We start from the raw sequence: 23969 nt of genomic DNA, 5'->3' as shown, positions 1-23969 counted from the left end.
CCGGCATATCACGTTCTTGCGTTACAGCGTCTGACTAATAAACTGCAGCATGTCGTCTGCCGCGGAGACCATTTTGGCGTTCATCTCATAGGCACGCTGTACGGTGATCATCGCCACCATTTCATTGACGATGTCGACGTTTGAGCCTTCCAGTGCGCTGTCCTGCAATGTTCCCAGGCCATCTTCCCCTGGGATACCTTCCGTCGGTTGGCCGCTGGCTGCCGTTTCCAGGTACAGGTTGTCGCCTTCGGCTGAAAGCCCCGCTGGGTTAGCGAAGTTCACCAGCGTCAGTTGCCCCAGTTCGGTCGGGTCGCTATCGCCGGGAAGGATCGCCGTCACGGTGCCGTCTTCGCCAAATGCCACGTTAGTTGCGCCGGATGGCACGTCAATTTCCGGTTGGAGGGGTAAGCCTTCGGAGTTGGTTAGCACACCGTCGGCGTTAATCTGCATGTTGCCGTCACGGGTATACGCAATATCCCCGTTGGCCTTTTGCACCTGCCAGAACCCCTGCCCCATGATGGCGACGTTCATCGCGTTGTCGGTGGTTTCCACATTCCCTTCGGTGAAGGTTTTTTGCGTTCCAACAATGCGCACACCGCTACCGAACTGCATTCCGGTCGGCATGATGTTGTTTTGATCGAGCATGGCGCCCGGCGCTTCCTGAGTCTGATAAAACAGATCCTGGAACATCACGCGGTCACGCTTAAAGCCCGTGGTGTTGACGTTAGCGATGTTGTTGGCAATCGCACTCATCTCAGCATCCTGCGCCGACAGGCCGGTTTTACTGATCCATAACGCTGCGTTCATAAAACTTTATTCCTGATTAAAGGCAACGACTCAGGAGCCGCGTAGCAGCCTGTTGCCGGAGTCGCTGAGATCTTCAGCCGTTTTCATCATCTTGATTTGCGCTTCAAACTGGCGGTTCATCGCAATGGACGACATCATTTCGCTCACCGCAGACACGTTACTGCCTTCCAGAAAGCCGCCGCTCACTTTGATGTTTTCATCGCGCTGCGCCGGTACGCCATCCACTGTCACCAGCATCCCCTCGCTATTCTTCGCCAGATTAGCAACCGGAATATCCACCAGCTTCAGACGATCGATATCCATGGTGGCGGTAACATCACCGTCGTCGGGCGTAACTGACAGCGTGCCGTCGCTGCCGAAAGAGGCAATCGCATTCGGCGGCAAAATAATCGGGCCGTTATCCCCGAGCACCACGTTACCGTCGATGGTCAGTTGCCCCTGATCGTCCTGCTGAATATTGCCGTTGCGGGTATAGACCTCGTTTCCGGCTTTATCCTGCACGGCGATATAGCCGGTACCCTGAATGGCGACGTCCAGCGGGCGTTCGGTTTTTTCCGCCACGCCGGTGCTGTCATTGACGCCGCTGGGACTTTCCTTCGCCATAAAACGCGTGTCGAAGCCACCGCCCTTCACTTTGTCATTGCTCGCCATCGCCATATCCGCACGAAAACCATTGGTGTTGACGTTGGCAAGGTTATTGGCGCTAATCTGCTGCTCCAGTAGCGTCTGGGTGGCGCCGCTCAACGCGGTATAAATCAACCGATCCATTTCTTAGCCTTACATCGCCTGGAAGAGAGCCTGATCCAGCTGCGTACTGGTGGAGATCACCTTGGTGTTCGCCTGGTAGTTACGCTGGGCGGTCATGAGATTGACCAGCTCGTTGGTAATATCCACGTTGGAGCTTTCGAGCATGCCGGAGGAGAGCGTGCCGCAGGAGCCGGAGCCTGGCGTGCCAATCAGCGGCGTACCGGATTCGCCCGTCTGCACCCAGGCAGTCCCGCTTACCGCTTCCAGCCCGTTCTCATCCGGGAAAGTGGCCAGCACCACCTGCCCCTGCAGCATGCGTTCGCCGTTGCTGTAGGTGGCGTAAACTTTTCCGTCGTCATCAACCTGCACGCCGTTTTGCGTCGCGGAGGCATAACCAGTCGCGGAGTTGGTGGTGACCGAGAAATCAGAGCCGTACTGAGTACAGTCAGAGTAGTCAATGGTCATCGAAATCGGTGCGGCTTCATCGGTGGTGAAGGTAATGGTTTGCGGCGTGGTGGGATCCGTCAGCTTACCGGTATTCGGATCGAAGGTCAGCGTGGTCGGCGGTACGCCACTTTGCGCTTCACCATCAAAGGTGTACTGCACTTCCCAGGTGTTATCCCCGGTTTTAGTAAAGTACTGGCTAACCGAATGCTCATTACCCAGCGAGTCATACACGGTGGTGGTGTAGCTGTCGGTGTAGGTATCGCTGTTATTCGCGTCAAACGGTACGCTGGCGCGATCGATCGCTTCATCGCTGGCGTCAAAGTTTGCCGTGAAGGTCATGCTGTCCGTGGCCTGCGCCGGGATGTTGCCGGTTTTAATCTGGATATCCGTAACGGTACCGGTTTGCAGCGTGCCGCTGTCATCAACCGGATAACCCTGCAGGTAATCGCCGGAGGCATTAACGATATAGCCGTTTTTGTCCGTCACGAAGGAACCGGCGCGGGTATAGGAGATGTTCCCGGCGCTGTCGCACATAACAAAAAAACCATCATCATTGATAGCCAAATCCAGCGCATTACCGGTTGAAACCATTGAGCCGCCGGTGGAGATGCTTTGTGCAGAACCCGCCACGCTCACGCCCATCGCCTGCGTTCCGGCGTACATGGCGGAGAACTGAGTGGTCATCGATTTATATCCGACCGTACCGGAGTTCGCGATGTTGTTACTGATGCCATCAAGCTGTTCGTTGACGGCGTTCAGGCCCGTCGCTGCAATTTCATAACTCATTGTTTCTTCCTGTAATGTAAACTAAATCAGAGCACCGTATTGCTGTCGGCGTTGTCGCTGCCGTCATCAGTATCAGGCGGCGTGGTGTCATCAGTGCTGTCCGGTACGCCAAACTGGGTGATCATGGTGAATGGCACTTCGCCAACGCCGTCAACGTTGAGTACCGGCGTGCTGCCATCGAGCGGAATACGCACATCTTCCACCTTACCCGTCACCTCAATCGGCACTTCCTCTTCTCCGGTATTGGTCACCACAGATACGCTGTAATCACCCGGCGGGATGCCGTAATCGGCAGGATTAATATCGAAATCCACCTGGCCTGGTCCAACGGAGGTTTCACCTTCCGGGATCAGCGACACGGTGTAGTCGTCACCCGCTTCATCGGTAAAGTGCAGATCCACATCGGTACAACTGTCATCCAGCGTGACGCGCCCCTGGATCTCCTGGCTGTTGTCTTCGATATCCAGCGAGGTGGTTTGCACCATGATGTCGTCGCCGACCATATTCCCCAGCGCCATCACCTGAATGTTGCTCATCAGTACGGCGTTGGTGTTGGCCTGGACGCTCATCTCTTCCATCATGGCAACCTGCGCCATTGAGGAGAGCTGATCGATATAGGCCGTAGGATCGGTGGGATCGGTCGGGTCCTGGTTTTCAATTTCAGCCACAAACAGCGTCAGAAACGTGTCGACCGCCGACGTTTCAGTAGATGTTGTGGTTGTCGGGGTGCTGCTGCTGTCACTGGTATCCGTGGTTGACGACGCGGCAGAAGAACTGCTGTCTCCCAAATTGGTGCTTTGCGCCGTAGCGCCGACGTTATTTTCAGCCACCGCCGTCTTCTGTGAAGAAGAGGCCAGCGCCTGAGATTGGGCATACAGAGCCAGGGTATTCATTACACTTCTCCCAGTTTGAGTAAGCTTTGCTGCATACTTTTGACGTTATTCAGCACATCAACATCGGTTTCAAAATCACGTGAGGCGGACATCATGTCGGCCATTTGCTCGACCACGTTGACGTCCGGATACCAGACGAAACCGTTCTGGTCCGCCATCGGGTGGTGCGGCTCATAACGCTTCACCGCCCCGCCGCTTTGCATGACGTCCTGTACCTGTACGCTGGCACCATCAATGGCATGGCGGTTATGCGCGCCTATCAGGCTATTGTTGTAAACCGCGGCAAAAACCGGGCTACGCGCCTTATAGGCCTGCGCCTCGCTGCTGGCGGGAGATTCCGCATTCGCCATGTTGCTGGCGACGGTATTCAGACGGATGGTTTGCGCCGTCATCGCCGAGCCGGAAATCTGGTAAATATCAGTAAACGACATGGTTATTTCCCTTCAATGGCCTCTTTGATACCGCTAAGCTGCAGATTCAAAAAGGTCAGACTGCTTTGATAATCCATACTATTTTGTGAAAACCGGGCCTGCTCGGTATTCAGCTCTACGGTATTGCCATCCTCTGAGGGCTGCATCGGCACACGGTATTTCACGTCAGCCTCGGGCAGCACATTTGTGCGACTTGCCCGTTGCATCTCAGCGGCAAAATCAATATCTTTAGCTTTGAAATTTGGTGTATCGACGTTTGCCAGATTCGCGGTCAGTAGCTCGGTCCTCTCAAGACGTAACTTCACTGCCTGCGGATGTACACCCAATGCCTGCTGAAAACTGATTCCCATTTCTTGCATCACTCCTGCGTAGATATCGCTGTTATTAGCAATATGTATGCCAACTTTTAAGTGATTGATGAGAAATGACTTTATGAAACTACCCTCCTGTGTAAGGAAGCCATCTTTCCCCTTTGCCGCGGAAATATTGCTGGCTTTATGCTGCGTCTTACCCGTACATGCCGCCGTCCATCCCATACAGCACAGCGCCCGGGAACAGATCAACGCGCTGGTCCTGACAGCGGCTGGTCATGAAATTGACGCGCTGGCACAAAAGCAGCAGTGGCAGGACTATCGCTACACGTTCAATATCTATATTCCCTCCGCCGTCAGCACCAGCGCGCTATGCGCAATCGCGCCTCAGGTCACCTCCAGCACCTCTGCGGAAATGGCCCTTTCACGAATGAACTTTGTGGTGAGCTGCCCAGGCAGCGCGGGCTGGCAATATAACGTTGCTGTGCGCCCCGACGTGTCGGTGCCGGTAGTGATGCCAAAGTCGTTGATTGCCCGAGATACGGTGATTACGGCCGACGACCTGCAGCTTAAAAAATTCAATATCAGCAACCAGCGGGAAGGGTTGATGACAAATATGGATGAGGCGATTGGTCTCACCAGCAAACGCGCCCTGCAGCCGGGTAAACCGATTACCCGTAGCGAGTTGGTTCAGCCCGTATTGGTTAAACGCGACCAGCCGGTGATGATCGTCTCCCATACGGCCGGGATTACCGCCTCGATGCCGGGCGTGGCATTGAAGAACGGTCGTAAAGGGGATGTGATAAAAATTCGCAACAGCAGCAGCCAGCGGATCATTAGCGGGATGGTGGACGATACCGGCGTGGTCACTACGCTCACTGCTGAGCAGTGAAGGGATTTTTTGTGATGGGATTAAAGTTTTCCTCTATTGCCGTCGCTTTTAGCCAATAACGGATAACCAACCCAACGAAATATGTACGAGGTTGCTATGAAAATTACCCCAACTCTGCCAGGCAATCGCCCTGCATCAACAACCGGGCAAACGCGTTCAGACAAGAGCAGCGCGCAGACCACAACCTCCAGCGCCGCAACGCTTTCTGCCGACGATATTACTCAGGCAGGATTGCAAACGGCACAGCAAACGCTGAACAGCGATCCGCAAAGCGACGTTGATTACGACAAAGTAGCGCAAATGCAGGCCATGCTGGCCGCAGGCGACATGCAGGTTGATACCCAGCAGTTGGCTGGCGACATGCTCAGCTTTTTCCAGAAATAAGAGGCCAAAATTGTGAGTACCAGGCTACAGCAGGTGAAAACTCTGCTTCAGGGCATCCGGGAAGACGGGACGCGATATGACGCGCTCAGACAGCAGTTGGAACAACAACGTCTGTGCATGATCCGTCGCGCCAGTGAAGAGCTGCTGGCGGTCAATGACACAATCCAACAGCATTATGAGCAGTTGCAAAACAGCAGCCAGCAGCGTCGATCAATCCTGCAATTACTGGGCGTAAGCGTCGATCGTGCAGGGATGGAACAGGTATTTAGCTGGTTGCCGGGCGTACAGAAAAGTGCCGCAGAGGGCTGGTGGCAGAGCCTTGAGCAGAAAGCGAAACGCTGCAAGGCGTACAACGAAAAAAATGGCGATCTGCTGATCCGCCAGTATGAATTTATTCAGGCTTTTTTAGGCACCGAGCCGGATTTTATTTACCAGCGCTAAAACTTCCTTCCCTGACGCGGAAACCTGCTTTCCGCGCCCAACCTAACTAATTGATATAAATGCAATAAAAATTCAGGCATGGATATTGCATTGATACAACCAGATTTGAATATTGGGATTGTTGAGAACAGATTATGAGTATGATTGATTGTTATGAACCTGACTTTGTCCGGTTGTTTTTATCCCACCACCCGGATTCCGCATTACTGGCCAACATACGCTGGAAAACGGAAGTACGTCAGAGTCTGGTATTAACCGATCCGGCCTGCTGCCAGGCGGCATTAGGCAATCCCAACGCCTTTGTGCTGCATACCTCGCAATGTGCAGCCGATGCGAATAGCCCGGCGTTATCCCCACGCGATCAGGTACTTAATCAATCTGCTCTGCATACCATCACGCTCCCCGGTTTGTCGCCGGAGCTGCGCCTGTATGCGCTGGGCATCATGCTCTCTTTTTCCGAGAAATGCCCGGGCGACAGCGATTCTACGTTTGAGAAGCTGGCCTCGCTGCCGCAGGTTCTGGCTGATCATGCGCAAAGTGGAAAACTGCAGGAGCAGTTCGCGCAACTGCCCAGCCTGCCCCAACTGCAGCGGGAACTGATCACCCAAATGGGCAGTTGCGAGTTCAATTGGGATCTGTTGCCGGAAAGTACGCGCAAGCTGACCTTACCTCTGCAGGTCAGCCTGCTGATGCTCCAGGATGCAAACAGTGAGGCTATGCTTCAGCAGCAGTTGCAGGCTCAGTGGTTAAATACCTTTGAGCGCTACTTTGCCCATGACGCATGGATATTCAGTAACTATCTGATTTATCGTCTGTATCACGACACATTCCCACAGCACGAGAGTGAAAGCGTGCTGCAGCGCTTCTTCTGGCTGGTGGCTGACGTCTTTATGCTGCGCACACTGTTTTGCCTGTGGACGATGGATGATTCTCCGCTGAATCATGACGAAATCTATGCTCTTTTCGCGCTGTTTGAAGCATGGCGCAACAGCGAGAATGCCCGCTCGCTGCGCCAGCATATTCTGGACATGTTGCCGGGCGATCCTCTGCTCTCGGCGTTCTCCCTGATAACACGTTAGTGCCTGTTGGCCGGGTGAATGCCCGGTCCTTTTTCGAATCGCGAATACACATCACCATGTCTGAATCCTCCAAAGCACGTTCCGCCCTGACCGGCATCGTTAAAACGCTCGACACTGGCCGCGAAAAACCGTTTGTCAGCGTCATTACACCCACGTGGAACCGCGCCGCTTTCTTACCCTATTTGCTGTATATGTTCCGTTATCAGGACTACCCTGCCGACCGCCGGGAGCTGGTTATCCTGGATGATTCCCCGCAAAGCCATCAGTCGATCATTGACAGATTGACGCAGAATCACCCGGAGAAATTTAATATTCGTTACATCTACCATGCGGAAAAACTGACGCTGGGCAAAAAGCGCAATATGCTCAATGCGCTGGCGTTAGGTGAATATATTCTCTGTATGGACGACGATGATTATTATCCGGCGGATAAGATCTCTTACACCATCGATATGATGCAGCGCCACCGGGCGTTGATTTCGGGTTCCGATCAGATCCCCATCTGGTACAGCCATATCAACCGCCTGTTTAAAAGCCGCAGCTTTGGCCCGCAGAACATTCTCAACGGTACCTTTTGCTACCACCGCAATTATTTAAAAAAGCACCGTTACGATGATGACTGCAACTTAGGCGAAGAAGAAGGATTCACCAACCAATTCACCGCCAACCCGCTGCAATTGCCGGGCGAGCGCACCATTATTTGTATCTCGCACAGCCAAAATACGTTCGATAAAGACTTTGTGCTGGGGAGCAGCGAGCCGCTCAACACCTCGCTGGCCCAGGCGATTACCGACCCGATGCTAAAAAACTGGTATCAGAGTCTGCATAACGCCACCCATCATCAGCCGATCCAGTGGGATTACATCGATCAGGTGGTGATCGTGAATCTGGAATCTCGTCCGGATCGTTTAGCACACATCCAGCAAGAGCTGGCGTTTCTCAATTTCCCTACGCAAAAGGTTACCCGCCTTGCGGCGTCAGTTGCCACTAACGGCCAGACGGGTCGCCGCCAGTCTCATATGCAGGCGCTGCAGCTGGCACAGCGTAACGGCTGGAAAAACTACCTGCTACTTGAAGACGATAGCGTGATCCTGAAGCAGGAAAAGCATATCCGGGTACTCAATTCGCTTCTGAACGCGCTGCCTGGCTTTCCGTGGGAGGTGGTTATCCTCGGCGGGGAAATTAAACAGGGCCGCGAACTCAAAAGCCTCAATGGCATGATCCATGCCCGCGACTGCAATAAGGTTTGCGCCTATCTGGTCAACAGCAGCTATTACCCGGCGCTGGCTCAGCAGATGGAACATGACCTCTCCGATACGCTCGAAGGGCAATGGCAGCCGCTGCTGCGTGAAGGGAAATGGCTCTCTTGTTATCCAAGCATCTGCTATCAGCGTGCGGGATACAGCGATATCGAGAAAAAAGAAACCGATAACATCGGGTACTACTTCAACAAAATCAATAAGAAACCCGAGACCGTCAATACGTTGGTAAGCCACTCGCCTGCTACGACATCCACGCCGATAGATGCCATTGGCTTCTATATGGAAACCTCGCTGCATTACGCGGTCTATCGCCCCATCATTACCGAACTGCAGGCGATGGGCCATACCTGCTCGCTGCTGGTCAGTGACAAAATATCCAAATCATTTCTGGATGAGATGACCGCGACGATTAAAACCATTAACGATCCTGCTCTCGGCGGAACGCGTCTTTCTGCGGTCATTGAACAGCGTCAGCGCTTCCGGTGCCTGGTCAGCCCTTACTACACACCGTTGCTGAATGGGCTGGCGGATACCCATGTTCGTACCCTGTATGGGCTGGCGAAAGAAGAGTGGAATCATGCCTGGTGGAACGCCTTTTATCATCGCATCCTGTGCTACAGCCACTATAGCCAGCGTGCGCTTGACATCGGCGGTAGCGCTAAAGTGGTGGGTAATCCCCGTTTCGATGAATGGCATAACCGCACTTACGATACCGCGCTGCCCAACAGCCTGAAGCTGAATGCGAAAAAGCAGACCATCCTGTATGCACCAACCTACGGCGCGCTAAGCTCGCTCCCCCATTGGGCGGAGCAGCTCAGCCGGTTAAGCCATGAATATAATGTCGTTACCAAACTGCATCATGGCACCCAGCACAGGCCGGAAGAAGCCGCCTCGCTGGCACTCGCGCAACGTTACTTAAAAAACAGACTGGACGATCCGCAGCATCTGCTGGCGCTTATTGCGCAGGCGGATTATGTGCTGACGGACAGCAGCGGCTTTATTTTTGACGCCATCCACATGAATAAACGCGTCATTTTACTGAGCTGGCCGGAGATGAGTTCTCTGCTGGATGGCCAGCAAAGTTTCTCGACCCCCGATAGCGCAGATCAGCGTATCCGTAACTTCCTTCCGGTGGCCCAGGATATACAGAGCTTACGCCACGCACTCTCTTGCGAGTTTGACTGGGCTGCGCTGGAAGCGCCATTGGCTGAGATTCGCCACCACTATTGCGATGCGTTTATGGATGGTCAGGCGGGGAAACGGGCGGCGTTGGAGATCGAGAGGCTGGTAAAAGCGCCACTGCCGCTAATAACAAATACGTTGCTACACAGTTTGCAAAAAAAAATGTTTAGTTGAGCATCAATTCAAAGTTATTAAAGAGAATATCAACATGACTATGAATAATTACCCTGTTGTAGATCATCGTCTGTGCCAGGTACTGGCACAGACTTCGCTAAAAAAAACCAAAAATAAAAATAGAATCTTGTTCTTTGATCGTGATGCCTTTGCAGATAATACTAAATATCTATATCTGCATATGGTAAAGAACCCGCACTTAGAATGTATATGGTGTACATGGAATGAAGCCGTTTATGACATGTTGAAAAAACATCAACTTCCTGTGCATCTGTTAGGTAAAAACAATGATGAAACTATAAATTTATTACTGGAAGCCCAGGTAGCTATTTTCTGCGTAAACCCTCATCATAGTTTACATAGAAACTGGTCATACTTTGCATGTCTGGAGGGCGCAAAACATATTCAACTATGGCATGGCATCTCGGTTAAAAATCTATTACTGCAGTTAACATCCTATTTCAGTATGACAGACCTTGGTTTTAGCACATCTTTAGCCTGGGCATCCCGTGCGGATTATGTATTAAGCACCACAGAGATTTTAAACAATTACTGGAGAGAAGTATTTGGCTGCCAAAACCTTATAAATGCTGGGTACCCTCGTAATGAGGTGTTGCTTCGTAATGCGATGCCATTAGAACTATTGGGTGCAAAACTTGACGCCAGAACACTAAGAGGACTGGCCAGCAAAAGGAAGAAGATATTCATTGCCCCTACCTGGCAACGATTTGAAAGTACTGACCTCTTAAGCAGGGAAATGCTCACAAACCTTCTTCACTATACCAGCAAAAATAATATAGATGTATTTATTAAAACACATCCATACCGTGCCGTTAATTTCAACAGCAATACACTAAAAATAAATAATTTTTATTTTATTGATGCCGACACGGACGTTTATCCGTTCCTTAATAAATTTGATATTTTGATAACTGACTATTCATCTATCATGTTTGATTTCCTGTTAACACAAAAACCAATTTTAACGTTAGATATCCAGCAAGGTGAACATAGCAACTTTGAGCCTAACTATGAGCTCTTGCCAATAGAAGGAAATTATCGCTATAAATTTACGCGAGACAATATTACCAATATTTTGCATCAGGCACTATTCAAAGACGAACAAGCAAAAGACAGAGAACAGGCCGTAGCCAGATTATTCCCCAAAGATAATATCAACGCCAGCCAGAAACTGGAGTCAATAATCATCGACATACTTAAAGGCATTGTTAGTTAACATGTCATATAAACAATACAGCCTACATCAACTATGACTAAAAATTAAAAACATGGATATTTTAAAAATATACCTTTCATCCGGTTCCGTCCCCGTCATCCCGCAGATGTTGAATTTTGCGGAGTGCGCATATGATCTTAATATTCTCAAAATTATATGTTGGTACCGCAATGAAGTGACTCCATTTCAGTTAAAAGATACAAATACTTATTACATTAAGCAACCTTATGCTGTCACTCCTGACTTTATAGCTAAACTAATCAATGTCATTCAACGAACTCAACCTAAAATAGTTGAGGTTCACTCTAATATTGTATTTACCAATGTTGAACTATATCCCGTAATCGCCGCCATATCTAAATTGTTGAAAAAAGAACAAATCAAGATACATTTATATGACGATGGCATCCGCAGTATAGGTGAGAGGCTAAAACTTAGTGAAATACGCAGTACTCTTTTTCCAGAAGTAAGTGCTGTTCATATTAAATATTTACAGACTATCCTGCAAAATGAAATCAATCCCTTCTCTGGTTACCTTAGAGAATCCTGGCCATTACTAATGAATTACCTGTGGCATCATTTTTTTGATGTCACTTATCATTTAATGGTTCAGCACGAACAAAAGTGGAAATTATTATCCACTTCATCTTTCCATAAATCTATACAGAAAAACACTACCGCATTAACGACTGCGAATATTAAAACCATTTCACCCAAACAGCTTGCATTTTGCCTCTCGCTGCTGAACTTAACAAACTCATCCATCAATGAAATAAAGAAAGAAATCAAACAGGAAAATAGTTTATTGTACATGGGTTCTGGATATTACAATCGTCAAAAAGATAACGTTATCACAGAAAAACAAGTCCTAAAGATTCATAAAATGAGAACTGCTGGGATCATCAAACCAGATGACAGGATTATATTCAAAGCCCATCCTATTAACCATCCAGAGAACAGAGCAAAAATACTTTCCGCATTTTCCAGAGATAATATATACACTCTACCTAACAACATTCCTTTTGAAATTTTACCGGTGATTGATTTAGCACCAACGGCTATTATATGTAATTTCAGCACCCTGCTATTCACCATGAAACCTGAAACTTTCAGGCACGTCATAGGGGATGCTGACACCACCACCGAATCATTAAAGAACCCGATACTTAATGAACTTATAAAATCCAGAGTTATTAAACAAGGCCTTATTGGCGGATGGCTTGATTAGCAATATCACTTTATTTTTAATACGTCCCTAAAAAAACACCAATAAATCTTTCAGGGACGTCTAAAAAAGCTTTTAGTCGTTGATACTTAGCCAAGTATAGTTTTCTTCAGCCTTTTTACATAATAAATCTAATTTACTATGCCATTGTATTTTGTGTAACGAATCCAGCCGTTCATTGTACTCCTCCTGAGTAGCAACAACAGGAGGAAGTCCATTATCATAAGCAATGGCTTCAATTTTAGGCGTGTTTGAAGAAAAATAGACCATAGGTGTACCAAAACATGCACCAGCAATTGTATAGTGGTATCGTCCAGAAATCAGTGCTGCGCTGTGCTTGATAATAGACAACCAATCCTCAAGCGTTTTCGCATCAAAGACTATTATCTCAGGAAACTTTTCCAGGTAGTGATTTATAACTGTTTGCTCTTTCTTATGGATGCCTTCTTTTTTCGAGCCTGTTAAATAGACAATTCTATGCCTTGGATAATTCTTCTTTATTTTCGCAATAATAAAATCCGTTTTTAATAAATTATAATTAACCGCCCCTGAGATACAAACATACTCACCGATAATTAACTGCCCAGGAATATCATTCTGAATATTTCTGATTGTCAGCGGTAAACTATCAAATGACTCATTACAAGGAACACCTAATACCATTCTAATAATTAAACAAGACAGACTTTCTCTGGCAGCAATAAACTCGCAGGAACGATATGCCTCTTTATAATAGTTGAGAATGGTTTCCTCTGTTGAATTAGGATAACAAGAGTGATTAATCAGATAAACTCTTTTATTGAAAAACTTTTTCGCTGCGATGATCAAAAAAAGTAATGCTCTGACACCGGGCTTGAAATCATGAATCGTACCTTCACCATTTACCACAATGAAGTCACTGGCATTCATAGCATTCGCGATGGGCGTAAAATGCTGAATAAAATCTTCCCGAGTACCGATATCACTCACTTTTTCTGGGATGTTGGGTAACCGTGGAATGGTATAAACGGGTAAGGTAAAAATATTTACCACGCCCATACGAGTTAACTGTTCTTTTATTTGCAGCGAGGTTCCGTTACACCCCCAGTGATATACATCTTCGGTATCATTAATAAGAAATACTTTTTGATTCATAACCATCCTCAAACCACAATTTCAAACAATCAGCATTGCTATTTAGTTTTATTCCAATAATCACTGCATTCAATTTCACTGGCATCATGAAGAACATTCAACTTTGTTTTATTGAGATTAGGTCTCTCCCAGGCGATATCTTTTCTTATTACCCTGGCGGGAACACCAACAGCAATACTGTTATTAGTAATTATTCCTGTTACTAATCCTCTAATGCCTATGATACTGCCATCTTCTACCCTGGCTCCACCCAGTACGATAACTTGATCGCCGAGCCAGACGTGATTACCAATAATAATCGATTGTGCAATATTGATTCTGGTTTGCGTAACAACATCAAAAATAGGATGCGAATCATGGGTTCTGAATATGGTATCAGAAGCAATCATACAATCATCACCAATGATGACATCCGTTTCTTCCGCTGTATTAATGAAACAGTTTTTGGTCACTGTTGTCTTGTTACCAATATTGACCCTACACTTATCACCAACAATTACCTGTCCACGAAAAGAGGACATTGCCCCAAGAGAGAAATGTCCGAAGTCACCATAAAACTTGACACTTCCGCTTAGTTCTTTGGCCTCGTCATGAATCAACAGAGTATTATTATTGCCTACAAACTCTACATTTACACGATGCTTAACCAGGCCACGGTAGTATATGACATTACCATTTTGGTCCCGTTCCTGTACCATCATCTATATCCTCTAAAAATTAATACTTTTCACCACCTCAATAATCGAGGTGGTGGAGATTGATGGCGTTCTGGGAAAATAGACCACTTCGCACAGGTACGACAAACTATCAAAGCGTCCTGCCCAGTCATCGCCCATCACCAGCGTATCGGCATTAAACTGGCGAATATAGTCCGCTTTTTTCTCCAGCGACTCTTCGAGGAACACGCTGTCCACGCATTTAAGTCCGGCCACAATCCCCATACGATCGCTTTGGCTGTAAACCGGCATCCGGCCTTTTTTCTGCATATTTAGCGCATCTGAAGAGATACCGACGATCAGTCGTCCCCCCAACTGCCCGGCGCGTTGCAGAATACGCAGATGCCCGATATGAAAAACATCAAACGTGCCGAAAGTAATGATCGTTTTCATACCAGCCCCAGCGTCTTCTGTCTAAGCCAGCATTGTGCAGCAATCTCATCAACGGCTTTTTGCTCTTTTATCAGCGCCTCATTGCTCAACTCGTAGCGCTTATCATCGAGCGTCATGGCGACGATTTTCTCTTCACAGGCCGCCGCGACGAGGTTTTTCTGAATACGCTGCTCTTTGATTTTAGCCAGCGTTTTCTCCTGCTCTTGCCAGGCAATAACTGTGCGCAGCGTGCCCTTGTATCCGGTGACGTTTTTGAGCGATTCAACGGAAGGCGCCTCAACGCCAGTGCCGGTTTTTTGGATCAGGTAGCCCAGCGCTTTAATGTTATTGTCAAAACCAGTGCAAACCTGCTGCTGTTTAGCCAGTTGTACCGTCATGTCTTTGACCGATTTATCCCGCAGGCGCTGCAACTGCGCCAGGGTATCGATAATTTGCCGCATGATTATTTACCTTCCGTTTTCTTCGCCAGCGGAAACAGGGCCTGTAAGCGGCTTTGCACCAGCTCCAGAGAGGCCGGTTCACTGACTTCCTGGCGCAGAAAACGCTCGATGGCGGGGAACACTTTGACAGCCTTATCCACGCTGGGGTCGGCCCCTGCAACATATCCGCCCAGCGGGATCAGCGGCTTAATTTCCATATAGGCGGCATAGTTTTGTTTCAGCAGACGAGCCGACTGTTGGTGAGCGTGGGGCGTAACCTGAGTCATACATCGACTGATCGACTGCCCAATATCAATGGCTGGATAGTGTCCGGCCTCCGCCAGTTTACGCGTCAGCACGATATGCCCGTCCAGCACCGCACGCGCGCAGTCGACGATCGGATCCTGCTGATCGTCCCCTTCAGCCAGGACCGTGTAAATGGCGGTCATCGACCCTTCGCTTTCACTGTTGCCGGCGCTTTCCACAAGCTTTGGGATCATGCCGAACGCTGAAGGCGGGTAGCCTTTCGTCGCCGGAGGTTCCCCCAGTGACAGCGCAATTTCACGCTGCGCCATGGCATAACGGGTTAACGAATCCACCAGCAGTAAAACGTGATGTCCGCGATCGCGAAACCAGGCGGCGATAGAATGGCACAGCTCGGTGGCTTTCAAGCGCATTAACGGCGACTCATCCGCCGGCGCCGCCACAATAATAGATTTTGCCAACCCTTCCGCGCCCAGCGAGTGATCGATAAACTCCTTCACCTCGCGACCACGCTCGCCAATCAACCCCACCACCACGATGTCGGCCTTGGTCTGACGGGTGATCATCCCCAGCAGCACGCTTTTTCCCACGCCGCTGCCGGCCATTAATCCCACGCGCTGGCCTTTGCCGATAGTGAGCAGTCCGTTGATTGCTTTCACGCCGACATCCAGCGGTTGATTCACCGACCGGCGCGTGAGGGGGTTGATGGAAGGTGCCTGGGGCGGCAGCACGTCATTGCCCGTGAGACGCCCTTTAGCATCCAGCGGTTCGCCCAGACCATTAACCACCCGCCCCAGCCAGCTTTCGCTTATCAGGATCTCCTGCGCTTTTTCTTCGGGAAAAACGCGTGCGCCCGCCATCAGCCCGACGGGGTGCTTGAAGGGCATCAGATAGGTGATATCGCGGTTAAACCCCACCGCCTGCGCATCGATCAACGTATGGTTGGCGCTTTCGACGCGGCACAGCTGGCCGGTCACCAGCGGACAGCCCACGCTCTCCAGCAAAATGCCGTTCACGCGCACCAGTCGCCCGGCAACCCGGGCTAAAGGGATCGACTCAATGGAGCGCAGCGCGTTGTCAAAGCAGGATAGGTCACTCACCCGTCGGCTCCGGCAGCAGCGACTCTTTCAGCGCCGACATGCATTGGTCGAGACGATGCTCGCAGCCAATATCCAGCTCGGATTTATCGGTAATCACCCGACACTCGCCCGCCTGTAGATCGGGAGATGGGGTCAACCCCCATTCAGCGACCTTCTCCGGCGCAGCATCTTTGATGCGGTTAAATTCTTCATTACTCAGCAGAACCTGTAGCGACTCAGGCATCGCCGGAAAGGCCGAAATCGCCTCTTCAACCAGCGATAGCAACTGCGTCGGTTGCAGCGCCAGCTCGCAACGAATCACCTGACGTGTAACCTTTTCAACCAGTTGCAGCAGGTCTTCCCGCTGTTTACGCTGAATGTGCGCCAGGTAATCGTTCACTTTGCCCGAGATAGCTTCCAGCGGCTGCGCTGCCCGCTCAAACTGTTTACGCCCTTCCTGCTGCCCGGCCAGGCTGCCTTCAGTGTATCCCTGACGACGGCCTTCATCGTGTCCTTTCTGATGGCCTTCCTGAAAGCCCTGCTCCTGGCCTTCGGTCATCCCTTGCTCAAAGCCTTTTTGCAGACCTTCCTGGAAGCCGTCCATCAGTTGGCGCTGATAATCCGCCGGCGTGATCCCCGGCGTGAGCTGTTCAGCCTGCAAATGGCGCTGGCGAGGAGGAAAGCGGTGCAGTCGGTAACGACCACGAATGGTTTCAATCGCCATGCGTTACTCCGCCGTCTGTTCAGCAAACAGCTGAAGCTGAATTTCACCCGCTTCCTCAAGCTCGCGGGCAATCCCCATGATCTCACGGCGGATCTGCTCAATACGGCTCACCGGAACCGGACCCAGGCGCGACGTTATCGCCTCCAGCTGTTGTACCTGACGCTTAGGCATCACGGCATAAATCGAGCGGCGCAACAGCGCTTCGGTACCTTTCAACGCGACCGCCCAGTCTTCCATCGGGACTTCATCAAGTAGACGACGGCGCACTTCATCGCTTTGGCGGCTCAGGATGAAGAAGTCGTACATTTCGTCCTGCAACTGTTCGAGGACATCTTCATCGCGTTCGCGCAGCTGATCGAGGATCACCTGCTGATTCCCCTGGAAGCGGTTTACGATATCTGCGGCCTGCTTGATCCCTTTCACTTTCGAACCATGTTCGGACAACACCGACAGCCCACGTTCGATCAACCGATCCAACTCATCCACCACGTCGCGGTTCACATCGTTGAGTTTGGCAACCCGATAGAGGATCTCGTTTTGCACCGACTCATTCATGTAAGACAGTACCGTGGCCGAGATCTCCGGCGTCAGGAAGGCAAGGAATACGGCCTGCAATTGCAAATGTTCTTCTGAGATCAGTATCGCCAACTGGCGCGGTTCGACCCATTGCAAACGCGCCATCCGCGAGCGGATCTCATCACCGTAAATGCCGTTGATCACGCTGCTGGCGATTTCTGTTCCCAGCGCTTTATTGAGGATCCCTTGCAGCATGGAACGCGAGGCGCCGTTGATGCCGCTCTGCTCGCGGAACTCATCAAAAAAGTTATTGATCACTTTTTTCGCCATGCTGGTTTTTACGCCAGACAGACGCGCCATGTTTTCGCTCAGACGAACGACCTCTTCGCGGCTGAGCTTCTGCATCACCGTGGCTGCCGCCTCCTCGCCGAGACACAGCAATAAAATTGCGGCCTGCTCGAGGTAGCTGTTGTTACTGCCGTTATTTATTGTCAATTCGCTCATTGCTGGTAATCCATTGTCTGAGAACTTCAGCTACGCGATCGGTGTCGCTCATCGCCAGTTTTTGCAGGAACTCCAGCTTCACTTCCAGACCGGAGCTCTGCGAAGGCAGGCTGTCGTCACCAGGGAAAGAAGGCAGTTCGATATTTTTGCGTTCATCTTCTGCGGCCGCAAAATGGGGTTTATCCGCAGGAATTGCGATTGGTACAGCGTCCAGCGCCAGTTCAGGCGAAGAGGTCCTGCGGCGCTCGGCGGTCAATCGTTTCATCACCGGGCGCACGACAAACAGCAGCAGCAGTAAAGCCAGCAGGCCGCAGCCAATTAAGCGAACCCAGGCCAGAATGTTGTCATCCTTCCATAAAGGCAGTTTCGGCTCGACGGGGATCGACTGCGGCACAAAATTAAGTAGCGATAAGGACAGATTGTCGCCACGCTTAGCATCAATCCCGGCGGCGTTATTCAACAGCGCCGTCAACTGGGTGGTTTGTTCCGGTTTCCAGTTCTTTAATGCAGGCGCGCTCTGATTGAGTACGATGGCCACATTTAAACGTTTGATATCGAATCCTGGATGCTGGATATGCTCAACGCTACGGTCCCAGGAGTAGTCGCGTTTGTTCTCGCTATGTTTTGACAGCGCGGCTGGCTCGCGAGATTCTTCTGGCGTTGTCCCGGCGGCGCCGTTTCCTACCTGGTTTGCCGCCAACGGAGGACGGTTACTTAGCGAGCCAGGGATCCCCATGGCGATTTGGTTGGTATCGCTATCGAGTACCGTTTCTTCACGATTTACCTTCGGCGTATCGCCGTAATGCTCCTGGGTTTCGTCGATATTGCTCAGATCGAGATCCGGCATCACGCTCACCCGGTAGTTGCCAGTGCCGACCAGCGAGTCGAGGACATTTGCAAGACTGGCACGGGTCTTATCCTGAATATCCTTGAGGATCTGGTCGCGCTTACGCGTCGCCGCAGAAACGGCCTCTCCCGCGCCAATACCGTCGGACAGTAAATTCCCCGCCTGATCGACAACGCTAACCTTCGACGCATTCAGATTGGGCACGCTGCCGGACACCAGATGCACAATGGCATTGACCTGGTCCATATCCAGCTTGCTGCCGTAATGCAGACGCACCACGACCGAGGCGCTGTTTTGCGGGTCATCGCTGACGACAAATGAGCTCTCTTCATTCAGCGCCAGATGCACGCGGGCGCTCTCGACGGCGTCCAGCGTCATAATGCTCTGCGCCAGTTCGCCTTCCAGACTCCGCTTGTAACGGACGTTTTGCACAAACTGACTGGCGCCCAGCACTTCGTCTTTATCCATCAGCTCGTAACCGCTGGGCAGCATGGCCTGCACGCCTTTCGCCGCCAGCGTCATCCGCGTTTTCGACAGCGCGTCTTCCGGAACCAGAATTTGCCCGCTCTGCGGGTCAATACGGTATTCCAGCTTTTCGCCGTCCAGCACGGTGACTATCTGTGAAACCGGGAGGTTTTCCTGGCTACCGTACAGCGAAACATAGCCATGGTTACCGTTCCACAGCACGCTGACAATTATGGCGGTAGCCGCAAGCGCCGCAGCCGCCACCAGCATCAGGCGTTTATTACCATCCAGTCTGAAAGAGAACGAGGGTAAAAACTGAGTGAGTTTTTTTATTAATTCATTCATAGCGTTAGACTGACATGCTCATCAGGTCATTGAATCCGGAAGCGACTTTATTTCTGACCTGTACCAGCGCAGAAAACGATAACGATGCCTGCTGACTGGCAATCATGGCCCCCGCCAGATCGTCACTTTTTCCCATCTCAATGGCCGTTTGTTTTTGCTCCGCGACCTGCTGGAATTGATCAACATGATTCAACGCGCCCTGCATGACGCGGTCGAACGAAACCGGAGAAGATGCCAGTTGGGTGCCCACGGCGTTAATTTGCATCGGCGAAAGGACGGGCGCCTGCGCGACCGCTTTCATCTGCTGCATGTCCTGCATCATTTGCGTCTGCATCGTACTGGCTGGGGCTATCGTATTTATGCTCATGACCTACTCTTAAAATTAAAAAAGCGTTCTCGGTACCACAGACTGATTCAGGAAAAGATCTCAATTCCCTGTTTTCGCATTGACGCCAGACGATAACGAAGCGCACGTGGGGTAATGCCTAATAAATCAGCAATTTTGGTTTTATTGCCCTGATATTTACGCATCAGGTCAGCGATATATTGATACTGCGCGCTACGGCCATGCTGACCCAGATTATCGCTGGTCGTTATTGGCATACTGGGCTTTGGCTGCCATTGCGGCTCGCTCCAGGAATCAGACTCAATGGATGGCAGACCTAAGGTATCGGGGTAAATGACGCCATCACGATTCAGGATCATTCCCCGTTGTATAGCGTTCTCCAGTTGACGCACGTTACCCGGCCATTCGTAGCTCAGTAATGCCCGGCGCGATGATTCAGAAAGCTTGATATTTTTAACCAGCACCGTGGAGTATTTTTTGATAAAGGACTCCGCCAGCGGAATAATGTCTTCCATGCGCTCGCGCAGCGGCGGCATGGTCAACGGAATAACTGATAACCGATAATAGAGATCTTCTCTGAAGCGTCCTGCAGCCACCTCTTCTTCAAGATTCTTATTGGTACAGGCAATTAAACGGAAGTTCAGTTTGATTAAACGGTTACTACCTAAGCGCTCAACCTGTTGCTCCTGCAATACACGCAATATTTTAGCCTGTAGCGCTAAAGGCATATCGCCAATCTCATCCAGCAGTAATGTGCCGTTATTGGCTAATTCCATTTTCCCCGGCACGGTAGCCACTGCCCCGGTGAATGCACCTTTATCATAGCCAAACAACGTGGCTTCGAGCATATTTTCAGGGATAGCGGCACAGTTTACCCCGATATAAGGTGCCTGAGGCTCCTGCGCAAACGCAATTGAATGGATAAATTTGGCGACACATTCTTTACCAGTACCGGTTTCACCATGGATAAGGACTGGTACATTAAACGCAGCAATACGCCTTGCCATTGAAAACACATTGATACTGGAGGCTGCTTCGGCAATAAGTTCAAACATGATTATTTTACACTTAGAAGTAAAGTTAACATCCGTTACGAGAAATATACAAATCATTCCAAAGCACAATCATCGAATAATAGATATCGCCCGTGCCATGTCTTAATCCCATCCTTGCTCATGTTTTACCGCCCCTTCAAAGGGCAGCCCTATCGAAGACTATTTTCAAATAGGGTTTTTCCTAAAAAAAATACTAACACCGGAGCCATTAACAATCTTAAATTAAAAGATAATAAAAATATTATTCATTCAAAAACAATGATTTACATTGATTGCAGCACAAAAACCAGCCACATAAGACATACCTTAAGTGGGTGAGCGGATTAGCGGTGAGCATCACGTATACGTAATTAATTATTTTTTAATTATAGCCTGACGCCATTAATAACTTGCAGAGGAGAGAGGTAAAATATCTAATATCCAGCCCTACATCAGAGACGAGAGTAGGTACTGCATTTCATATCTAATGGACTTCAACAATATGAGAATAGCGTCAAGGATGAACCATAAATTAAATGGATTTGTTTTTTCTTTGATAACCGCGGGATTTGATATCAACTCATCCGCCCCAGAAATTACAGCTGAGAAAGCGTACCATGCTGAAATATAGTCAAACGCCCGGAATCTTTAAACTTGAAGGAAACCGGCTTGGGCGTCCTTATCATCGTCTGCCGACTATGTTTACGGGTAATTTTGATACAATTGAATCACATCTCGGAAACTATTTCCTGAAAAAACATCGCACAAATATAACACTCAGAAAAATACAATGCGAGATGGATGTTATCAATAAAAGCGCCGAGTTATTAGTCTCGCAGGTTGGGCATTTGGCTTTTGATATCGATCGCGCGCTATTGTTAATGTTGCTGGGCAACTTTTATGGTCTGACATCATCGCTTGCAGACGAAAAGTCAGAAGATGATTTACCGACCAAAACAGAAACCCGACTGCGAAGCAGGCTTGCGCTGGATATTAGCAATATTATTTTTAATAAAAATATATCGGGTATTCCGCTGACGCTAAAACCAGACAGCAGTACCGTACAAACACATTGGGCATATCAGCTTACATTCGTTTTAGGTGATGAGGAAAATTGCAGTTTCCGCATCTTACTGGACGATTCCCATACTGATTACATTCTGAATTTAATCCGCCGCAGCGAACACGGCGAGAAGAAAAAGCAGGTTGATAAAGCCAGCATTGAGACGCGTAAAAAAACGCTGATCAAAGAAATTATTCATACGCTGCCACTGACCATGAACGTCAAAATTGCAGAAATCCCCCTTAATGTCGCCGACCTGACGACAATTAAGCCAGGGGATATTTTACCTATCGCCATGCCTGATACTTTCCCTGTTTATATCGGGAAATCCGAATTATTTAATGCCCTGATCGTAGAGGACAAAGACAAACTGTTTTTGTCCGAATTAACGAGCAAGACGGAGAAATCCTATGAGTAAGCCAGAAGATATTTTAGAGCAAGGTTTCGAGTTAGCACCCGAAACAACCACGCCGGCCGCACCGTCGGTAACAGAGACGCTGGTAGCGCGTTTAGAAGACCGTTTTTCCGAGTCGATGTCATTGCTGAAACGTATTCCGGTCACGCTAACGCTGGAAGTGTCATCCGTGGAAGTGATGCTGTCCGATCTACTGAACATTGATGACGACACCGTCATTGAGATGGACAAACTCGCCGGTGAACCGCTGGATATTAAGGTCAATAACATCCTGCTAGGCAAGGCTGAAGTGGTGGTGGTCAATGAAAAATATGGCCTGCGCGTTCTTGAATTCAACACGCATGAAATCAACGACCTGGCACCATGAAACGCGCACCAACACTCACGCTCATACTGGGTATCTCGTTACTCATCCTTTCTCCCTTTGCCTGCGCGCAAGGGGGAGATATCCCGTTGCTGAATGTGATTTCGCACGGTAATAGCCAGGAATACAGCGTAAAAATCCAGGTCCTGATCCTGATGACCCTGGTGGGCATCCTGCCTACGCTGGTGTTGATGATGACCTGCTTTACACGATTTATTATTGTGCTTTCCCTGCTGCGCCAGGCGTTAGGGCTGCAGCAAACGCCGCCTAACCGCATACTGATAGGCATTGCGCTGTCGTTAACCATGCTGGTGATGCGTCCAGTCTGGATCAACATTTACGACCACGCGGTTGTGCCTTTTGAAAACGATCAGATCACGCTCCCTGACGCCCTGAGCACCGCTGCCTCGCCATTGAAGCGCTTTATGCTGGCGCAGACCAACAAAAAAGCGATTGCGCAGATAATGACTATCGCCAGCGCGAAAGGGAATGCAGCCGATCAGGATCTCTCCATTATCGTACCGGCGTACGTGCTGAGCGAACTGAAAACCGCCTTCCAGATAGGCTTCATGATTTACATCCCGTTCCTGGTGATCGACCTGATCGTCGCCAGCGTGCTAATGGCGATGGGGATGATGATGCTGTCGCCGCTGATCGTTTCGCTGCCCTTTAAGCTGATGCTGTTTGTACTTATTGACGGTTGGGCGCTAACCGTCGGCACGCTGACCTCCAGCATTCGCGGTCTGGGACTGGGCTAACGGAGATCGGATATGTTAACCATTGATGTAGCCGCAGATATCGTCGCCAGCGGCATAAAAGTCGTGATCATTTTAGTCTGCGTGTTGGTCGTTCCCAGCCTGCTGGTCGGTATGTTAGTCAGCATTTTTCAGGCTGTGACGCAGATTAACGAACAAACGCTCAGCTTTTTACCCAGGCTGATCGTCACCCTCGCGGTATTAGGTATTTGCGGAAAATGGATGATCGTCCAGTTGAGCGATCTCTGCGTGCATCTGTTCACTCAGGCCGCCATTCTGGTGCACTGA

27 protein-coding genes are annotated in these 23969 nt (G+C 49.8%); 11 read left to right on the top strand and 16 right to left on the bottom strand.

Annotated features, from left to right (window positions below; translation table 11 throughout):
- Nucleotides 1-21: 21 nt before the first annotated feature.
- Genes flgG through flgB form a run of 6 tightly spaced genes read right to left on the bottom strand, consistent with a single transcriptional unit; the run spans nucleotide 22 to nucleotide 4461 of the window.
- Nucleotides 22-807, bottom strand: a complete 786-nt coding sequence (flgG, locus tag LA337_04225) for a flagellar basal-body rod protein FlgG (protein ID UBI16911.1) — start codon at nucleotides 805-807, stop codon at nucleotides 22-24.
- A 30-nt stretch (nucleotides 808-837) separates the two neighbouring features.
- Complete coding sequence (locus LA337_04220; protein ID UBI16910.1) at nucleotides 838-1575, bottom strand: flagellar basal body rod protein FlgF; 738 nt, start codon at nucleotides 1573-1575, stop codon at nucleotides 838-840.
- A 9-nt stretch (nucleotides 1576-1584) separates the two neighbouring features.
- Nucleotides 1585-2787 carry a flagellar basal body protein FlgE gene (flgE, locus tag LA337_04215; GenBank protein UBI16909.1) on the bottom strand — a complete coding sequence of 401 codons (1203 nt, stop codon included), beginning with the start codon at nucleotides 2785-2787 and terminating at the stop codon, nucleotides 1585-1587.
- Nucleotides 2788-2813: 26 nt separating this feature from the next.
- Nucleotides 2814-3680 carry a flagellar rod protein gene (locus tag LA337_04210; protein UBI16908.1) on the bottom strand — a complete coding sequence of 289 codons (867 nt, stop codon included), beginning with the start codon at nucleotides 3678-3680 and terminating at the stop codon, nucleotides 2814-2816.
- The gene (gene flgC / locus LA337_04205) at nucleotides 3680-4111 is read right to left on the bottom strand and encodes a flagellar basal body rod protein FlgC (protein ID UBI16907.1); all 432 of its coding nucleotides are present in this window, start codon (nucleotides 4109-4111) and stop codon (nucleotides 3680-3682) included. Before flgC ends, LA337_04210 begins: the two co-directional genes overlap by 1 nt.
- Before the next feature lie 2 nt (nucleotides 4112-4113).
- The gene (gene flgB / locus LA337_04200; GenBank protein UBI16906.1) at nucleotides 4114-4461 is read right to left on the bottom strand and encodes a flagellar basal body rod protein FlgB; all 348 of its coding nucleotides are present in this window, start codon (nucleotides 4459-4461) and stop codon (nucleotides 4114-4116) included.
- An 82-nt stretch (nucleotides 4462-4543) separates the two neighbouring features.
- Here flgB and flgA point away from each other — a divergent pair, with 82 nt between their 5' ends.
- The 7 genes from flgA (at nucleotide 4544) to LA337_04165 (ending at nucleotide 12301) form a co-directional block, all read left to right on the top strand.
- Nucleotides 4544-5314 (top strand): flagellar basal body P-ring formation chaperone FlgA, encoded by a 771-nt coding sequence (gene flgA, locus LA337_04195; GenBank protein ID UBI16905.1) that lies wholly within the window; start codon nucleotides 4544-4546, stop codon nucleotides 5312-5314.
- Nucleotides 5315-5410: 96 nt separating this feature from the next.
- On the top strand, nucleotides 5411-5698 hold the full coding sequence (flgM, locus tag LA337_04190; protein UBI16904.1) for a flagellar biosynthesis anti-sigma factor FlgM: 288 nt from the start codon (nucleotides 5411-5413) through the stop codon (nucleotides 5696-5698).
- 12 nt (nucleotides 5699-5710) lie between these two features.
- Nucleotides 5711-6139 (top strand): flagellar protein FlgN, encoded by a 429-nt coding sequence (locus tag LA337_04185; protein UBI16903.1) that lies wholly within the window; start codon nucleotides 5711-5713, stop codon nucleotides 6137-6139.
- Between the two features lie 134 nt (nucleotides 6140-6273).
- A complete protein-coding gene (locus LA337_04180; protein ID UBI16902.1) occupies nucleotides 6274-7218 on the top strand; it encodes a lysine-N-methylase in 945 nt (314 codons plus the stop codon).
- A 56-nt stretch (nucleotides 7219-7274) separates the two neighbouring features.
- The gene (locus LA337_04175) at nucleotides 7275-9836 is read left to right on the top strand and encodes a bifunctional glycosyltransferase family 2 protein/CDP-glycerol:glycerophosphate glycerophosphotransferase (protein UBI16901.1); all 2562 of its coding nucleotides are present in this window, start codon (nucleotides 7275-7277) and stop codon (nucleotides 9834-9836) included.
- Nucleotides 9837-9870: 34 nt separating this feature from the next.
- Complete coding sequence (locus LA337_04170) at nucleotides 9871-11073, top strand: CDP-glycerol glycerophosphotransferase family protein (GenBank protein UBI16900.1); 1203 nt, start codon at nucleotides 9871-9873, stop codon at nucleotides 11071-11073.
- 52 nt (nucleotides 11074-11125) lie between these two features.
- Nucleotides 11126-12301, top strand: coding sequence for a hypothetical protein (locus LA337_04165; protein UBI16899.1), 1176 nt, complete (start codon nucleotides 11126-11128; stop codon nucleotides 12299-12301).
- A gap of 72 nt (nucleotides 12302-12373) precedes the next feature.
- Here the strand turns inward: LA337_04165 and LA337_04160 are convergent, their stop codons facing one another.
- The 10 genes from LA337_04160 to LA337_04115 are packed head-to-tail and all read right to left on the bottom strand — an operon-like array spanning nucleotide 12374 to nucleotide 21105.
- A complete protein-coding gene (locus LA337_04160) occupies nucleotides 12374-13432 on the bottom strand; it encodes a polysaccharide pyruvyl transferase family protein (GenBank protein UBI16898.1) in 1059 nt (352 codons plus the stop codon).
- A gap of 38 nt (nucleotides 13433-13470) precedes the next feature.
- On the bottom strand, nucleotides 13471-14133 hold the full coding sequence (locus tag LA337_04155) for an acyltransferase (protein ID UBI16897.1): 663 nt from the start codon (nucleotides 14131-14133) through the stop codon (nucleotides 13471-13473).
- A gap of 9 nt (nucleotides 14134-14142) precedes the next feature.
- Nucleotides 14143-14541 carry an adenylyltransferase/cytidyltransferase family protein gene (locus LA337_04150; protein ID UBI16896.1) on the bottom strand — a complete coding sequence of 133 codons (399 nt, stop codon included), beginning with the start codon at nucleotides 14539-14541 and terminating at the stop codon, nucleotides 14143-14145.
- Entirely contained in the window at nucleotides 14538-14981 is a 444-nt protein-coding gene (gene fliJ / locus LA337_04145; GenBank protein UBI16895.1) for a flagellar export protein FliJ, read from the bottom strand. The genes LA337_04150 and fliJ overlap by 4 nt, the downstream gene beginning before the upstream one ends.
- A 2-nt stretch (nucleotides 14982-14983) precedes the next feature.
- Nucleotides 14984-16324: a flagellar protein export ATPase FliI gene (gene fliI / locus LA337_04140; GenBank protein ID UBI16894.1), complete on the bottom strand. Its 1341-nt coding sequence runs from the start codon at nucleotides 16322-16324 to the stop codon at nucleotides 14984-14986.
- Nucleotides 16317-17027, bottom strand: coding sequence for a flagellar assembly protein H (locus tag LA337_04135; protein UBI16893.1), 711 nt, complete (start codon nucleotides 17025-17027; stop codon nucleotides 16317-16319). The genes fliI and LA337_04135 overlap by 8 nt, the downstream gene beginning before the upstream one ends.
- Nucleotides 17028-17030: 3 nt before the next feature.
- Nucleotides 17031-18047, bottom strand: a complete 1017-nt coding sequence (locus LA337_04130; protein ID UBI16892.1) for a flagellar motor switch protein FliG — start codon at nucleotides 18045-18047, stop codon at nucleotides 17031-17033.
- Nucleotides 18025-19704: a flagellar M-ring protein FliF gene (gene fliF / locus LA337_04125; protein UBI16891.1), complete on the bottom strand. Its 1680-nt coding sequence runs from the start codon at nucleotides 19702-19704 to the stop codon at nucleotides 18025-18027. The genes LA337_04130 and fliF overlap by 23 nt, the downstream gene beginning before the upstream one ends.
- A gap of 4 nt (nucleotides 19705-19708) precedes the next feature.
- Complete coding sequence (locus tag LA337_04120) at nucleotides 19709-20071, bottom strand: flagellar hook-basal body complex protein FliE (protein UBI16890.1); 363 nt, start codon at nucleotides 20069-20071, stop codon at nucleotides 19709-19711.
- A gap of 47 nt (nucleotides 20072-20118) precedes the next feature.
- Nucleotides 20119-21105: a sigma-54 dependent transcriptional regulator gene (locus LA337_04115; protein ID UBI16889.1), complete on the bottom strand. Its 987-nt coding sequence runs from the start codon at nucleotides 21103-21105 to the stop codon at nucleotides 20119-20121.
- A gap of 596 nt (nucleotides 21106-21701) precedes the next feature.
- On the opposite strand from LA337_04115, the gene LA337_04110 reads away from it, so the two are divergent.
- Genes LA337_04110 through fliQ form a run of 4 tightly spaced genes read left to right on the top strand, consistent with a single transcriptional unit; the run spans nucleotide 21702 to nucleotide 23969 of the window.
- The gene (locus tag LA337_04110; GenBank protein ID UBI16888.1) at nucleotides 21702-22565 is read left to right on the top strand and encodes a FliM/FliN family flagellar motor switch protein; all 864 of its coding nucleotides are present in this window, start codon (nucleotides 21702-21704) and stop codon (nucleotides 22563-22565) included.
- Nucleotides 22558-22929, top strand: coding sequence for a FliM/FliN family flagellar motor switch protein (locus tag LA337_04105; protein ID UBI16887.1), 372 nt, complete (start codon nucleotides 22558-22560; stop codon nucleotides 22927-22929). Before LA337_04110 ends, LA337_04105 begins: the two co-directional genes overlap by 8 nt.
- Entirely contained in the window at nucleotides 22926-23684 is a 759-nt protein-coding gene (gene fliP, locus LA337_04100) for a flagellar type III secretion system pore protein FliP (GenBank protein UBI16886.1), read from the top strand. Before LA337_04105 ends, fliP begins: the two co-directional genes overlap by 4 nt.
- Before the next feature lie 12 nt (nucleotides 23685-23696).
- Nucleotides 23697-23969, top strand: coding sequence for a flagellar type III secretion system protein FliQ (fliQ, locus tag LA337_04095; GenBank protein ID UBI16885.1), 273 nt, complete (start codon nucleotides 23697-23699; stop codon nucleotides 23967-23969).

Source organism: Citrobacter europaeus, assembly GCA_020099315.1.
Lineage (GTDB): Bacteria > Pseudomonadota > Gammaproteobacteria > Enterobacterales > Enterobacteriaceae > Citrobacter > Citrobacter europaeus.
Note: the sequence above shows the minus strand (reverse complement) of the source record. Positions and strands in the feature narration are given on the sequence as shown.

Coding starts and splice junctions, on each gene's coding strand:
- flgE (UBI16909.1), bottom strand. CDS start 2,787: ATGAGTTATGAAATTGCAGCGACGGGCCTGAACGCCGTCAACGAACAG.
- LA337_04150 (UBI16896.1), bottom strand. CDS start 14,541: ATGAAAACGATCATTACTTTCGGCACGTTTGATGTTTTTCATATCGGG.
- fliQ (UBI16885.1), top strand. CDS start 23,697: ATGTTAACCATTGATGTAGCCGCAGATATCGTCGCCAGCGGCATAAAA.
- fliP (UBI16886.1), top strand. CDS start 22,926: ATGAAACGCGCACCAACACTCACGCTCATACTGGGTATCTCGTTACTC.
- flgM (UBI16904.1), top strand. CDS start 5,411: ATGAAAATTACCCCAACTCTGCCAGGCAATCGCCCTGCATCAACAACC.
- flgC (UBI16907.1), bottom strand. CDS start 4,111: ATGTCGTTTACTGATATTTACCAGATTTCCGGCTCGGCGATGACGGCG.
- LA337_04135 (UBI16893.1), bottom strand. CDS start 17,027: ATGGCGATTGAAACCATTCGTGGTCGTTACCGACTGCACCGCTTTCCT.
- LA337_04220 (UBI16910.1), bottom strand. CDS start 1,575: ATGGATCGGTTGATTTATACCGCGTTGAGCGGCGCCACCCAGACGCTA.
- flgA (UBI16905.1), top strand. CDS start 4,544: ATGAAACTACCCTCCTGTGTAAGGAAGCCATCTTTCCCCTTTGCCGCG.
- LA337_04120 (UBI16890.1), bottom strand. CDS start 20,071: ATGAGCATAAATACGATAGCCCCAGCCAGTACGATGCAGACGCAAATG.
- LA337_04165 (UBI16899.1), top strand. CDS start 11,126: ATGGATATTTTAAAAATATACCTTTCATCCGGTTCCGTCCCCGTCATC.
- flgG (UBI16911.1), bottom strand. CDS start 807: ATGAACGCAGCGTTATGGATCAGTAAAACCGGCCTGTCGGCGCAGGAT.
- LA337_04180 (UBI16902.1), top strand. CDS start 6,274: ATGAGTATGATTGATTGTTATGAACCTGACTTTGTCCGGTTGTTTTTA.
- LA337_04210 (UBI16908.1), bottom strand. CDS start 3,680: ATGAATACCCTGGCTCTGTATGCCCAATCTCAGGCGCTGGCCTCTTCT.
- fliF (UBI16891.1), bottom strand. CDS start 19,704: ATGAATGAATTAATAAAAAAACTCACTCAGTTTTTACCCTCGTTCTCT.
- LA337_04170 (UBI16900.1), top strand. CDS start 9,871: ATGACTATGAATAATTACCCTGTTGTAGATCATCGTCTGTGCCAGGTA.
- LA337_04105 (UBI16887.1), top strand. CDS start 22,558: ATGAGTAAGCCAGAAGATATTTTAGAGCAAGGTTTCGAGTTAGCACCC.
- LA337_04115 (UBI16889.1), bottom strand. CDS start 21,105: ATGTTTGAACTTATTGCCGAAGCAGCCTCCAGTATCAATGTGTTTTCA.
- fliJ (UBI16895.1), bottom strand. CDS start 14,981: ATGCGGCAAATTATCGATACCCTGGCGCAGTTGCAGCGCCTGCGGGAT.
- LA337_04175 (UBI16901.1), top strand. CDS start 7,275: ATGTCTGAATCCTCCAAAGCACGTTCCGCCCTGACCGGCATCGTTAAA.
- flgB (UBI16906.1), bottom strand. CDS start 4,461: ATGGGAATCAGTTTTCAGCAGGCATTGGGTGTACATCCGCAGGCAGTG.
- LA337_04155 (UBI16897.1), bottom strand. CDS start 14,133: ATGATGGTACAGGAACGGGACCAAAATGGTAATGTCATATACTACCGT.
- LA337_04160 (UBI16898.1), bottom strand. CDS start 13,432: ATGAATCAAAAAGTATTTCTTATTAATGATACCGAAGATGTATATCAC.
- LA337_04130 (UBI16892.1), bottom strand. CDS start 18,047: ATGAGCGAATTGACAATAAATAACGGCAGTAACAACAGCTACCTCGAG.
- LA337_04110 (UBI16888.1), top strand. CDS start 21,702: ATGCTGAAATATAGTCAAACGCCCGGAATCTTTAAACTTGAAGGAAAC.